10 protein-coding genes and 1 pseudogene are annotated in these 13356 nt (G+C 71.5%); 3 read left to right on the top strand and 8 right to left on the bottom strand.

From position 1 onward, the window contains the following. A partial coding sequence (locus BHU15_RS31320) for a molybdopterin-binding protein (protein WP_069630216.1) occupies nt 1-1069 on the bottom strand: 1069 nt, incomplete at its 3' end. 113 nt (nt 1070-1182) lie between these two features. Here BHU15_RS31320 and BHU15_RS31315 point away from each other — a divergent pair. Then, on the top strand, nt 1183-2595 hold the full coding sequence (locus BHU15_RS31315; protein WP_069630219.1) for a hypothetical protein: 1413 nt from the start codon (nt 1183-1185) through the stop codon (nt 2593-2595). Nucleotides 2596-2608: 13 nt separating this feature from the next. Here the strand turns inward: BHU15_RS31315 and BHU15_RS31310 are convergent, their stop codons facing one another. Next, a complete protein-coding gene (locus BHU15_RS31310) occupies nt 2609-3304 on the bottom strand; it encodes a GOLPH3/VPS74 family protein (RefSeq protein WP_069630215.1) in 696 nt (231 codons plus the stop codon). Nucleotides 3305-3487: 183 nt separating this feature from the next. On the opposite strand from BHU15_RS31310, the gene BHU15_RS31305 reads away from it, so the two are divergent. Next, complete coding sequence (locus tag BHU15_RS31305) at nt 3488-4474, top strand: aldo/keto reductase (protein WP_069630218.1); 987 nt, start codon at nt 3488-3490, stop codon at nt 4472-4474. 13 nt (nt 4475-4487) lie between these two features. Here BHU15_RS31305 and pdxR read toward each other — a convergent pair whose 3' ends face one another. Further along, nucleotides 4488-5909 (bottom strand): MocR-like pyridoxine biosynthesis transcription factor PdxR, encoded by a 1422-nt coding sequence (gene pdxR, locus BHU15_RS31300; RefSeq protein WP_079128495.1) that lies wholly within the window; start codon nt 5907-5909, stop codon nt 4488-4490. Between the two features lie 38 nt (nt 5910-5947). Continuing rightward, nucleotides 5948-7363, bottom strand: coding sequence for an amino acid permease (locus tag BHU15_RS31295; protein WP_023540079.1), 1416 nt, complete (start codon nt 7361-7363; stop codon nt 5948-5950). Between the two features lie 182 nt (nt 7364-7545). Here BHU15_RS31295 and BHU15_RS31290 point away from each other — a divergent pair, with 182 nt between their 5' ends. Continuing rightward, nucleotides 7546-8517 carry an ABC transporter substrate-binding protein gene (locus BHU15_RS31290; RefSeq protein WP_069630214.1) on the top strand — a complete coding sequence of 324 codons (972 nt, stop codon included), beginning with the start codon at nt 7546-7548 and terminating at the stop codon, nt 8515-8517. A gap of 18 nt (nt 8518-8535) precedes the next feature. On the opposite strand, the gene BHU15_RS31285 is transcribed toward BHU15_RS31290, so the two are convergent. From BHU15_RS31285 to BHU15_RS31270, 4 genes and pseudogenes are all read right to left on the bottom strand, one after another. Continuing rightward, nucleotides 8536-9909, bottom strand: a complete 1374-nt coding sequence (locus BHU15_RS31285) for a glutamine synthetase family protein (protein WP_069630213.1) — start codon at nt 9907-9909, stop codon at nt 8536-8538. Then, nucleotides 9906-11696 (bottom strand): IucA/IucC family protein, encoded by a 1791-nt coding sequence (locus tag BHU15_RS31280; protein ID WP_069630212.1) that lies wholly within the window; start codon nt 11694-11696, stop codon nt 9906-9908. The genes BHU15_RS31285 and BHU15_RS31280 overlap by 4 nt, the downstream gene beginning before the upstream one ends. Further along, entirely contained in the window at nt 11693-13090 is a 1398-nt protein-coding gene (locus BHU15_RS31275; protein ID WP_069630211.1) for a lysine N(6)-hydroxylase/L-ornithine N(5)-oxygenase family protein, read from the bottom strand. The genes BHU15_RS31280 and BHU15_RS31275 overlap by 4 nt, the downstream gene beginning before the upstream one ends. Further along, a pseudogene (locus tag BHU15_RS31270) lies at nt 13087-13356 on the bottom strand (siderophore biosynthesis protein); the annotation flags it as partial. The gene BHU15_RS31275 and the pseudogene BHU15_RS31270, both read right to left, overlap by 4 nt.

The raw sequence follows: 13356 nt of genomic DNA, 5'->3' as shown, positions 1-13356 counted from the left end.
GGCGTACGCCGCGCCAGGACTGGTTCGACGTCGCCCAGCCCTCCACGCACGCGATCGGCAGCTCGGAGGTGTGCTGGCTCATGGCGAGGAGCTGGGCGCGCGAGAGCCTGATCACCCCGGCGGGGCCGCCGAGGGTCAGCCGCCAGGCGTCCGTCGTCTCGGCCGCCCTGACCCCGACCGACGCGGCGGTCTTGTTGATCTGGAACCCGTTCGGGCCGCCGCCCGGGTCCTCCCAGCCGTGCGGCGCGAGCAGCGCGCTACGGCGCAGCGGGCCGTCGAAGCTCCGGCCCGCCGTCGTGAGCAGCATGAACAGCGAGCCCGCGCCGACGACGGCGAAGGCGCCGCGCCGCGAGATTGTCGGGGCGGCGGGCCTCGGGGACGCCAGGTCGTCTTCGGCGGGTCCGCCGGGCGCGCGGTACGCCCCCGCGCCGCCGCCGGGCCGCGCGGAGCGCAGCTCACCGCTGCGGATCGCCGCCAGCGCCTTCGGCAGCTTCAGCGCCGCGTGCGCCACGAACCCCGCGAAGAAGACCCACGCCCCGTAGAAGTGCAGCGGGTAGAAGGACCCCGGGAAGAGATACTCCAGCTGGATGTTGAGCACCCCGGTGACCAGCTCGAACAGCACACCGCCCACCAGCAGCAGCAGCGAGATCCGCTCCAGCGCGTGCGCCAGTGATCTGACCGGCGGCAGCGCGAAGAACCTGGGGATCACCGACCAGAGCTTCGCCAGCACCACCGGGATCAGCGCGATGCCCACCGTGACGTGGAATCCCTGCGTGAGGCGGTAGAGCCAGTACGGGTCCGTCGGCCAGTCGAAGAGATAGAAGCCCAGCCAGCCCCGGTCCGGCGTCTTGTCGTTGACGGCCGCGAGATCCGGGTTGTACGCCGCGTACGACAGCAGGCCCGTCACGAACACCAGCGTGAGCCCGACCAGCAGGACGAGACCGAGCACCGCCGTGAACCGGACGCCGCGCACCGGACTGCGCCAGAAGCCGGGATCGGTCGGCAGTGGCGGCAGCGGGGGCGACGGAGGCGACTTCGAGGGGGTGGGGAGCGACGGGCGGTGATCCATGCGGCGACCGTAAGCCCGCGCACCCGCCCAGGAGGTGGTACGACTTCTGACGAAATGGTGACGTGGCCCCGCCGTACCACCTCATCGGATCACCCGCTGCATACCGTGCCTGGGTGAAGACCGACGAACGCGGACACCTGCCGGCGGACGCCCCTCCCCGCGAAGACACCGACCGATCCCACCGCCCGAACCGCCGGGACCTCGTCGCCGCCTCGGTCGGCGTCGCGCTCCTCACGGCGGCCTCGCTCGTGGGCTGGGCGATCCAGCGGGCCGACGGCAGCCTCCAGGTCAACTGGCCTCCCCTGCTCGGCACTTGGGACCCCCGCTTCGGACCGGGCACCCCCGCCGCGCTCACCGTCGCCGCCCTGGTCATCGCGTACGGTCCCGGCCTCGCCACCCGGCTGCCGTGGCGCGCGTTCCTCCTCACCACCTGGGCCGCCGCGCTGGCCTGGACGTTCTCGCTGGCGCTCATCGACGGCTGGCACACGGGCGTGGCGAAGCGGCTCACCACCAAGCACGAGTACCTCGGCGTCATCGACCGGTTCACCGACATCGGTACGACGCTGCGCGGGTTCTCCGACCACATCGTGATCGGCCCGCCCGGCAACTGGCCCGCCCATGTAGCGGGGCATCCGCCGGGCGCCACCCTCACCTTCGTGTGGCTCGACCGGATCGGCCTCGGCGGCGGTTCCTGGGCGGGGGTCTGGTGCATCGTGGTCGGCGGCTCGGCCGTCGTCGCCATCCTCGTCACCCTGCGTGCCCTCACCGACGAGCGACTGGCGCGCCGGGCGGCACCGTTCCTGGCGCTGGCCCCGGCCGCCGTCTGGATGGGTACGTCGGCCGACGGCTACTTCGCGGGTGTCGCCGCCTGGTCGCTCGCCCTGCTGGCGCTCGCCGCGACCCGTACCGTGCGCTTCCCGGCGGCTGCGGCGCTGGGGGCCGGGCTGCTGTACGGGTTCACCTGCTACCTCTCGTACGGCCTGACGCTCATGGCCGTCCCCGGCCTCGGGATCCTGCTCCTGGCCCGGACCGCGCGCCCGCTGCCGTTCGTGCTCGCAGGGGCGCTGGTGACACCGGTGGCGTTCACGCTCGCGGGGTTCAACTGGTGGGAGGCGTATCAGGAGTTGGTGGTGCGCTACTACCAGGGCGCGGGCGGGGTGCGCCCGTACTGGTACTGGATCTGGGGCAACCTCGCCGCCAGCACCCTGGCCGTGGGTCTCGCGGCGGTGGCGGGCCTGGGCCGGGTGTTCGCGCTCGCGCCCCGCGCCGTACGCAGTACCCGACCCGCGCGGGTGCCCTCAACCCCCGTACTCAGACTGGCCGTTCTCGTCCTGGCGGTGCTGCTCGCGATCCTCGCCGCCGATCTGTCCGGGATGAGCAAGGCGGAGACGGAGCGCATCTGGCTGCCGTTCACGCTGTGGCTGCTGCCCGCCACCGCCCTGCTGCCCGGCCGGCGGCGGGGGTGGCTGGCCGGGCAGGTGCTGCTCGCACTGCTGGTCAACCACCTGGTGTTCACCGGCTGGTGAGTGGAGCGGCGGCTCACATGACGGTCGTCACCGTCGTCACCACGACGATCGTCATCAGCGCGTCCTCGGCCGCCTTGACCGCCTGGCGCACCGCCGGCGCGGCCCACTCGCCGTGCGCGATCTTCTCCATGTTGGTCTTGGCGGTCGCCAACTCCGGCTTCTTGTAGAGCAGTCCGTGGAGCTTCGCCCCGTGCAGCAGGGCGATCAGACTGGCCGTACGCTCGTCGGCCGTCTCGCCTCGCATGATCACCGCGTCGAGCCGGCGGCGCAGTACGTCCTCCGCCGAGCCGTCGGCCTCCGGGAAGCGGGTGACGGGGAAGAGGCCGAGCACCCGCTTCGTCTCCTCGCGGACCAGGCCCTTCGCCACGAGGTTCTTGGTCGTCCCGGAGACCGCGCCCCGCTTCAGATGCTCGATCCAGTCCTTCGTCTTGCGCGGCCTGGACTTCTTCCAGCCGTCGATGTCGGCCAGTGCCGTGTCCAGGACGGGGTCTCCCAGGGGCGTCGTGTCCTGGACGGTGACCTGGTCGCCGGCCACCTCGACCCGGCCCGCGATGGCCAGTTCGACCAGTGAAGCGGCGGCGATGGCGAAGGCGACGTTCGCCGATTCCTTCTCGGCCCCGGACTCGTCGTCCAGCGACAGGAGGAGCAACTGCTCGCCCAGTGTGGTGTCGACGGGTCCGTCGTCCGGCGAATTCGTGGGGAAGTCCATGACGCTCGTCTCTCCTCGAACGGTGGGGGTATGCGCACGTCTTCCCCCGGAGACGCGTGAGGAACACGAACGGCTCCCCTCGTGCCATTGGTCTGGTTTTCCGCCGCACGATCGGACCGGTACACCACACCGATCAGCGCCTAGCGTGAGGGGAGGAACACGAGCACAAGGAGAAGAGTGGACATGCGACGACGCCGTATAGGCGGGCCGTCCGGGCCCCTGGCCAGCGCGTTGTGCCTGGGCGCGCTGCCCTTCGGCAGCAGAGTGGACGAGAAGACGTCCTTCGCGATCCTCGACCGGTTCGTCGAGGCCGGGGGCAATCTGATCGACACCTCCAACAACTACGTCTTCTGGGTCCCCGGTGCCACCGGCGACGAGAGCGAGACCACGGTCGGCCGCTGGCTGGCGAGCCGGGGCGGCCGGGACGACGTGCTGATCTCGACCAAGGCCGGGGCCCGGCCCACCGTTCCCGGCACCGGTCTGGAGACGGCCGAAGGGCTGTCGGCGGACGCGATCGGCAAGGCCGTCGACGGCAGTCTGCGGCGGCTGGGCACGGACCGGATCGATCTGTACTGGACCCATATCGAGGACCGTTCCGTGCCGCTGGCCGAGACGCTCGGCACGCTGGACGGCCTCGTGACGGGCGGCAAGGCGGGGCTGATCGGCTGCTCCAACCACACCGCGTGGCGCACCGCGCAGGCGCGTGACCTCTCGCGCGCCAACGGCCTCGCGGCGTACACGTGCGTACAGCAGCGGCAGTCCTACCTCCAGCCGCGCTTCGACACCGGCCTGCCGGAGTCGGGGCATGTGCATGTGACGCCCGAGCTGCTGGACTACGTGCGCAGCGAGCCCGAACTGACGCTCATGGCCTACTCGTCGCTGCTCTCGGGCGGGTACACCCGCGCGGACAAGCCGCTGCCCGCCGCGTACGACCACCCGGGAACCCCGGCGCGGCTGGCGGTGCTGCGCGAGGTGGCGAAGGAGCTGGGCGCCACTCCCAACCAGGTGGTGCTGTCGTGGCTGATGGGGGCGGATCCGTCGGCGCTGCCGATCGTGGGGGTCAGCTCGGTGGCGCAACTGGACGAGGTGCTGGGCGCGTTGGAGGTGGAGCTGTCGGCGGAGGCACGGGCGCGGCTGGACGCGGCGGGGATCCCGGCGGAGCGCGCCTGATCAGCCGGCGTTGCTAGCCGGTCGCCCCGCCCGCCTCGCGGATCGCGTCGGCGAGCCGCCGTACGGCTCCGGGGAGGGCGGAGTCGGCGAGGTTGCCGTACCCGACCACGAGGGCGCCGCTCCAGGCACCCTCCCCCGCCTCGTACTCCGCCACATCCGCCAGCCGCACATCACGCCGGGCGGCGCCGCGCACCACGTCCCCGGCCGCGCACCCCGTCAGGTGGAGCAGCAGATGGAATCCGGCGGCGGCGCCCGACACCCGGTGCCGGGGCAGCAGTTGGGCGATCTCCGCGAGGAGGCCGTCCCGGCGGCGACGGTAGCGGAGCCGCGATGCGCGCAGATGCCGGTCGTACGACCCCGACTCCAGGAACCGGGAGAACGCCACCTGGTCGATCACCGGCGGCGGCGACCCGACGGCGTCCGCCGCGTACACCCGCTCCAGCAGCCCGTGCGGAACGACCACCCAGCCGATACGCAGCGCGGGCGACAGCGTCTTGCTGAGCGAGCCCAGCAGGGCGACCCGTTCCGGGGCCATCCCCTGGAGGCTGCCGACGGGCCGGCGGTCGTAGCGGAACTCGGCGTCGTAGTCGTCCTCCATGATCAGGCCGTCCGTCTCCCGTGCCCAGGCGACGAGTTCGGCGCGGCGGGGCGGGCTGAGGACGACCCCGGTGGGGAACTGGTGCGCGGGCGCCACGATCACCGCGCGTACGTGCGGTGCGCGGCGCAGCACGTCGACGCGCAGACCGTCGTCGTCCACGGGGGTGGCGACGACGGTCAGCCCGGCGGCCGTCACGGCGGTACGCAGCCGCGACCAGCCCGGGTCCTCCATCGCCACATGGGTGTGCCCGGCCGCCCGCAGGGCCCGGCACAGCCGGAGCACCCCGTCCAGCGTGCCGCCGCTCACGACGAGCTGCCCGGCGTCGAGGGCGGCGCCCCGGCCGCGTACGAGATGGGCGGCGATCCGCTCCCGCAGCGCGTGGTGCCCGGCGGGGTCGGGATAGCCGAACTCGGTGGGGGTGAGCGCGCCGGCCGCTTCCCGTACGGCGTCGGCCCACCGTTTCCGGGGGAACTCGCGGAGGTCCGGCATGCCGGGCAGCATGTCGAACTCCGGCTTCCAAGAAGCCTGTTGAACCGGCCGCCCGTGCGCGGTGGTCCTCGGGGCGGTCTGCGCGCGCACCCGGGTCGCCGATCCGCTGCGCGCCTCGAAGTACCCCTCGGCGACGAGCTGCCCGTACGCCTCGGTCACCACCCAGCGCGAGCAGCCGAGGTCGGCGGCGAGCGCCCGGCTGGGCGGCAGGGCACTGCCGGGAGCGATCCGCCCACCCACGACGGCCGCCCGAAGGGCCCGGACGAGCCGCAGGTGCAGGGGGCCGGCGGCCTGCTCCCCCAGTTCGAGGAGGGTGCCCCAGGCGGGGTCGGTACGAGGGTGGCCCATGCCCCCGATGCTACGTACGGCCCCCTTTACTCCTCTCCTTACTGCTTCTTCGCCAGCTCGGAGCGCCGGTAGGAGTACGCGAAGTAGACGACGAGCCCGATGGCGAACCAGATCCCGAACCGCACCCAGGTCTGCCACTGGAGATACGTGATCAGCCACAGCGAGGCCACCACGCCGATCGCCGGCACCACCGGCATCCCCGGGCAGCGGAAGGCGCGCGGCAGATCCGGCTGCCGGTAGCGGAGCACGATCACCGCAGTGCAGACCACCGCGAACGCCAACAGGATCCCGATGTTGGTCAGTTCGGCGGCCTCGCCGATCTTCACGAACCCGGCGATGCCCGCCGAGGCGAACCCGACGATCCAGGTCACCCGGGTCGGCACCTTCCGCGTCGGATGCGTCTTGGCGAACCACTTGGGCAGCAGCCCGTCCCTGCTCATGGAGAACCACACCCGGGTCACCCCGAGCATGAAGGTGAACATCACGGTGAGGATGCCGATGATCGCGCCGACCGCGATGATGTCGGCGATCCCGTCCAGCCCGACGGACGCGAACGCGGTCGAGAAGCCGCTCTCCTTGTCGACGTCCTTGTAGTTCTGCATACCGGTCAGCACCAGGCAGGCCAGCACGTACAGCACCATCGAGATCGCCAGCGAGTAGATGATCGCCTTCGGCATGTGGCGCTGCGAGTCCTTCGATTCCTCGGCGGCGGTGCTCATCGCGTCGTACCCGAAGACCGCGAAGAAGACGGTCGCGGCCCCGGTGAACGCGCCGCCGACCCCGTACGGGAAGAACGGGTTGTAGTTGCTGGTGTCGATGTGGAAGACACCGACGGCGATGACCAGCAGCACCACCAGCACCTTCAGCACGACGACGACCATCTCGAAGCGGGCCGCGCTGCGCATGCCGAGGGTGAGCAGATACGCGATGAACAGGCAGAGCAGGACGGCGAACAGGTCGACCTTGTGCCCCTCACCGGTACCGGGCGCGCCCAGCATCCAGGCGGGCAGATCGCCGCCCATCGACTCGACGAGGAAGCTGAAGTACCCGGAGATGCCGATCGCGACGACGGCGACGATCGCGGTGTACTCCAGCAACAGGTCCCAGCCGATGAACCACCCGGCCAACTCGCCGAGTACCGCGTAGCCGTACGTGTACGCGGACCCGGCCTTCGGGATGAGCCCGGCGAACTCCGCGTACGACAGGGCCGCCGCCGCGCTCGCGACCCCGGCGATGAGAAACGATATGAGGACGGCGGGCCCGGCCGTACCGTTCGCGATGGTCCCCGCGAGCGTGAAGATCCCCGCCCCGATGATCCCGCCGACCCCGATCGCGGTGAGCTGCCAGAGCCCGAGCGTCCGGGTGAGCTGCTCGCCCTCCGCGCCCTCGGAGTCCTGGATGGCGTGGATGGGTTTACGACGCAGAACGCCTTCACCCGCGCGGAACATGGCCATGACGCGACTCCTCTCACCAGGCATACGGCGACGCAACATCGTCGCGGATGCCCGGCGGCGGGCGGAAGACATGGCGTGTGGGGGCTCTGTGACCGGGCCGTGATGTCCGGCCCGCTAAAGTTAGGTTCACCTTAGTTACGTCCGGGCAGACTCCGGGCGGCTGTCAGGGAGGCTTGACCACCGTGTCCATACACCTCACTCGCCGTATCGGCGTCGCCGCCGCGGTCACGGCTTTCGCCGTCTCGCTCTCCGCGTGCGGCGGCGACAGCAGCGACGGGTCCTCGGACAAAGCCGAGTCGGGAGCGACGCGTGCCGTGCGGACGGCCATGGGCGAGGTGAAGGTCCCGGACGACCCCAAGCGTGTCGTCGTGCTCGACACGGACGCGCTCGACTCCGCGGTCACGCTCGGGATCACCCCGGTCGGCGCGACGACGGCCGTCGCCGACGTGCCGTTCTCGACCTACCTTCCCGCGGAGAAGCTGAAGGGCATCAAGCCCGTCGGCCTGATCGCCGAGCCGAACCTCGAAGCCATCGCCGCCCTCAAGCCCGACCTGATCCTGAGTAGCAAGGTCCGCGACGAGAAGAACTACAAGCCGCTGTCGGCCATCGCACCGACGGTCTTCTCCGACACCACGGGCCCCAACTGGCGTGAGAACTTCGAACTGCACGCCGACGCCCTCGGCAGGACGGCGGAGGCGAAGAAGATCGCCGCGGACTACGACACCCGCGTGACCTCACTGACCACGGCCCTCGGCGGCCCGGAGGCGGCGCGGAAGACGAAGTTCGGCTTCGTCCGCTTCGTGGAGGGCGCCGACACGCGCCTCTACCTCAACGACACCTTTGTCGGCTCGATCTTCGGCGACCTGGGCGTGGGCCGCCCGGCCAACCAGGACAAGGACGGCTTCTCGCTCGACGTGAGCCCCGAGAAGATCGACCAGGCCGACGCGGACGTCATCTTCTACTCCACGTACGGCGACCCGGAGAAGGCCAAGGAGACCGACATCATCGGCGGCCCGCTCTGGAAGAACCTGGCCGCGGTGAAGCAGAAGACGGCCTTCAAGGTCGACGACAACCTGTGGATGCTGGGCATCGGTTACACGGGCGCCGGCCAGGTGCTGGACGAGATGGAGAAGAACTACGGCGGCGCCAGCTAGCCGGTCGTCGTCGGGCGGTCACAACCGCTCGAAGCCGCGCACCCGTTCCCAGTCCGTCACCGACGTCTCGAACGCGGACAGTTCCGTGCGGGCCGCCTGCGCGTAGTGGGTGACCGTCTGTTCGCCGAAGGTCTTCGCGGCCGTCTCGCTCGTCTCCCAGCGGTGCAGTGCCTCCGTGAGGGTGCGTGGCAGGCGCGGGACCGACGGGTCCGCCAGGGCGTTCTCGCGGTGCGGGGGCGGGAGTTCGAGGGCGTGGTCGATGCCGTGGAGACCCGCCGCGATGGCCGCGGCCAGTGCCAGGTAGGGGTTGGCGTCCCCGCCGGGGACGCGGTGTTCGAGGCGCAGGGACGGGCCCGTGCCCACCACGCGTATCGGGCAGGTGCGGTTGTCGCGGCCCCAGGTGATGCCCGTCGGGGCGAACGCGCCCGGCTGGAGGCGTTTGTAGGAGTTGATGTTCGGGGCCATCAGCAGGGCGAAGTCCGGCAGGCAGGCGAGTTGGCCGGCCACGAAGTGACGCATCAGGTCCGACATGCCGTCGGCCTCGGTGCCGGACGCCAGTACGGCGGTGCCGTCCGTGGCGCGCAGTGACAGGTGGATGTGGCAGGAGTTTCCCTCGCCCTCGTCGAACTTGGGCATGAAGGTCAGCGCCACCCCCTCCTGCGCGGCGATCTGCTTGGCGCCGTTCTTGAAGAAGACGTGGTTGTCGCAGGTCGTCATCGCCTCCGCGTAGCGGAAGACGATCTCGTACTGTCCCGCGTGGACCTCCCCGCGCGCCGTCTCCATCGCGAGGCCCGCCCGGCTCATCTCGCGCCGGATGCGGCGGACGACGGGCTCCATGTCGGTGAGGCCCTGGAGCGAGTAGTCGACGTTGTACGTGGTGGCCGACGTCAGGCCCTGGTAGCGGGACTCGCGGGCGGCGCGGTAGGTGTCGAGGAAGACGAGGAATTCGAGTTCCGTACCGGCGAGCGCCGTCAGTCCCCGCTCGGCGAGGCGGTCGAGCTGCGTGCGCAGGATGTGACGGGGGGCCACGGCGACCGGGGAGGTGGAGTCGCCCGGCCAGTGCGCGTCGGCGAGGACGAGGGCCGTGCCGTCGTCCCAGGGGAGGTGCGTGCGCAGGGTGGTGGGGTCGGGGCGCAGCAGGAAGTCGCCGAAGCCGGTCTGCCAGGCGTCGATCGCGTAGCCGGGGCGGGTGTCCATCTCCACGTCGGAGGCGAGCAGGTACACGCAGGCGCCGAAGCCCGCCGAGGCGCTGTCGGCCGTCTCCTCCAGGAAGTACGGGACGGACAGGCGGCTGCCCTGGAGGCGGCCCTGAAGGTCGGGGACGGCGACGACGACCTCCTCGACGGCGCCGGACGCGTAGGCGGCGCGCAGTGTTTCGTAAGGGTCGGTCATATCCGCTCCTCTGTCCTTGCCAGCGGGTTCGGCACCGTGCCGTGTACGACGTCGAAGCCCTCGTCGCGCTCCGCGCGGTCGTGGAAGCCGCCGCCCAGCAGCTGTTCGCGGTTGAGCGCGACGCGGTCGAAGGACGGGGCGAGGAGCCCGTACGCGTCGAAGCGGTCGGCCAGTTCGGGGAAACGGGCGTGGTAGCGCTCGATCTCGGCGCGTACGAGGCCCCAGAACTCGTCCTCGCCGACGCCCAGTTGGTCGGCGCACAGCGGTGCGAAGAACCGGAAGTGCCCGGCGAACACCGCGCTGAGCAGCGAGTGTGCCAGTTCGTGCGCCGGCCAGCGCAGCAGGACGCGGTCGGCGCGCCCGGTGAGTCCCGCGTACTCGGGCAGCGCGCCGGGCAGCAGGTTCACGTCCTCGGCGAAGTCCTTGACGGCGATGCCGAGGGGGATCTCGTCGCGGTCGAAGAGGACGACGGTGTTCTCGCCGTGCGGGCAGAAGGCGACGCCGTAGCGGTAGAGGTAGTGCAGCAGCCCCGGCAGCAGCGCGGCGAAGAACCGGGCCAGCCAGGCGGTGGGCGTGAGCCCGGAGCGCTCCACCAACTCGGCGGTGAGCGCCCGCCCGTCGGAGCCGGTCTTGAGCAACGCGGCCATGGTGCGGGCCCGTTCACCCGCGTCCCTGTCGAGCAGTGCGGCGACCGGCTCGCGCCAGACGGCGCCGAGGAGTTCGTGGTAGCGGTACGGGGCGTCGGCCACCGACTCGTACAGCGGATGACCGACGGCGACGGCCGCGACCTCGCCGAGCGGATGGAAGCGCAGCTCGTCGCGGAGGTACGGGTCGGCGTCCCGTACGGAGTGCAGCCAGGCGCTCACGTCGGGCGCGGCCTCGGTGGGTCCGGTCGAAAGCCCGCGCCAGACCAGGGTGTTGCGGATGAGGAGCGGGACCTTCACGTTGCGGCGGTGCGGGTGGTCGATGTTGGCGAGGGTGCGTATGGACTGGAGCGGGCGGTAGCGGTCGTCGCTCCGGCCGAGCAGCACGACGCGGCCGTCGGCGAGGTAGGGCGCGAAGAGGGTGGCGACGGCCTCGTCCCAGTGGAAGGGGTGCACGGGCAGCAGGACGAACGCGTCGGCGGGCAGGCCGGACCCGGCGCACTCGCGGGCGAGCACGGCGGCGAAACGTTCCCTCGTGGCCGCGTCCAGCTCCTCGGCGAGCAGCCGTTCGGTGTCGAGCCCGGGGACGCCGGAGTAGGCGGCGAGGTCGCGGTGCACGGCCGCCCACAACAGCCGTACGGCGGGGGCCGATTCGGGCGCGTAGGCGGCGGCGTCCGACGCCGAGAAGCCGAGCCGGCCCTTGTTGAGGAGCATGCAGGGGTGCCCGTCCTGGTACGCCTCCAACTCCAGATACCCGAGGTCGGCCAGCTCTGCGGCGGGCAGCGCGTGGGCGATGGCCGACGCGTCGGCCCGCCGGGTGGCGGTCAGTTCGCGCAGGACCTCGGCGGTGGTGGCGCCGTCCCACCCGAGCACACCGCGCGCGTCGAGCAGCAGGCGTTCCGGGCCGGCGTCGGGGACGCCGGGGTGGCGGCGCAGGCTGTCGGGCTCGACGCGCCAGGTGCCGAAGGTGCCCCGGGCGGCGCGCAGCGTCCAGTGGACGTCGCCGTCGAAGTCGAGACGGTACGCACCGCCTGCCCCGTCGGGGACGGGGACGAGCAGCTCCTCGTACGCGAACTCCTCCACCGCCTTGAGCAGCAGACGCCTGCCGGCCTGCTCCCAGGCGGCCCGGTCGGGGTGGTTCATCGTTGTGTCTCCTCGGACGCGGCTGTACGGGCAGGGGTGGGCACCTTCGCGGTGGCGCGCGGGGCACCGAACGTCGTCCACGCCGTCCGTTGCGGCACCCGCAGCACCGTACGGCCGGCCACCGCGTTCAGGATCGTCGCCGCCCGCCAGGCGCCGAGCGTCAGGTCGGGCGCGCCGACGCCGTGCGTGTGCAACTCGGCGTTCTGGACGTACAGTCGGCCCGAGATCCGGGGGTCGAGCGTGACGCGGTAGTCGCCGTCTATCCGGTACCGCCCCTTCTCGTCCCAGTCCACGAGCGCGCCCAGGCCGTCCGGGCCGTCGAGGAACGCGGGCCGGGACGCCGCGTAGCCGGTGGCCGAGACGATCGCGGACGTACGGATCTCGAAGAGCGTGTCCTGTTGCGCATGACGGCACGTCAGCGTGAGTCCGTCGCCGTTGGCTTCGGCCTCCACGACGGCGACTCCCGGATGCAGCGCGGCTCTTGGCTCCGCCCCGCCGATCGTCCGCTCGTACAGCTCGTCGTGCAGTTCGGCCAGCGTCTCCTCGCTGACTCCCTTGTAGAGCTGCCACTGCTCGGCCACGAGTTGTTCGCGGCGCGCCTCGGGGAGGGCGCGGAAGTAGCGGATGTAGTCGGGCGTGAAGTGTTCGAGGCCGATCTTGGAGTACTCCATCGGCGCGAAGGCGTTCGTGCGGGCCAGCCAGCGGACGTACGGTCCGCCCGCCCCCTCCCCGTCCTGGTGCCGCAGCAGATCCAGCGCGACCTCCGCGCCGGACTGGCCGGCGCCGATGACGGTCACGTCGTCGCAGGCGGCGAGCCGCGCGCGGTGGGTGCGGTAGTCGGCGCTGTGCAGGACCCGGCCCTGGTGCGAGCCGTCCGCGAGCAGCGGGCGCAGCGCCTTCGGCACGACCGGGTTCGTGCCCACGCCGAGGACGACCTGCCGGGCGAGCACCCGTGAGCGTGTGCCGTCGGCCGCGCGGTGGGTGACGGCGAAGAGGTCCTGCTTCTCGTCCCAGCCCAACCGTTCGACATGCGCGTCGAATCGGCAGGACGGCAGCGCGTCGGAGACCCAGCGGCAGTACGCGTCGTACTCGCGGCGCGGTATGTGGAAGCGTTCCGAGAAGAAGAAGGGGAACATCCGGTCGTGATGGCGCAGGTAGTTGAGGTACGACCACGGGCTCGTCGGGTCGACCATCGTCACCAGGTCGGCCAGGAAAGGGACTTGGAGGGTGGTGCCCTCCATCAGCAGGCCCGGATGCCAGGAGAAGGCGGGCTTCGCGTCGAGGAACAGCGTGCGCAGGTCCGGCGCGCCGTGCGCCAGCGCGGCGAGCGAGAGGTTGAACGGCCCGATCCCGACACCGACGAGGTCGTACACAGGGGTAGGGGACTCGGTCACCGGCGGGCCTCCGCGAGGGGGTTGGTCAGGTCGACGTAGACGGACTGGGACTCGACGTCCCCGACAAGCTCGTCGAGCCCGTCCACGCAGGTCAGATAGTTGGCCTTGCACCGCAGCACGGGCGCGTCGAGCAGCAGGTCGAGCAGCCCCTTCGCGCCGGGCTCGGCGGCCCGCAGCCGCTCAAGCCGGGCGCGCAGCACCCGCAGCAGGTCGCGCTCGTCGGCCAGCCCGAGCGCCCCGAACGCGCCGACGAGGCCGAGGAGGTT

Source organism: Streptomyces niveus (genome assembly GCF_001723055.1).
Classification (GTDB): domain Bacteria; phylum Actinomycetota; class Actinomycetes; order Streptomycetales; family Streptomycetaceae; genus Streptomyces; species Streptomyces niveus.
This window is presented reverse-complemented; position numbering and strand designations above follow the sequence as displayed.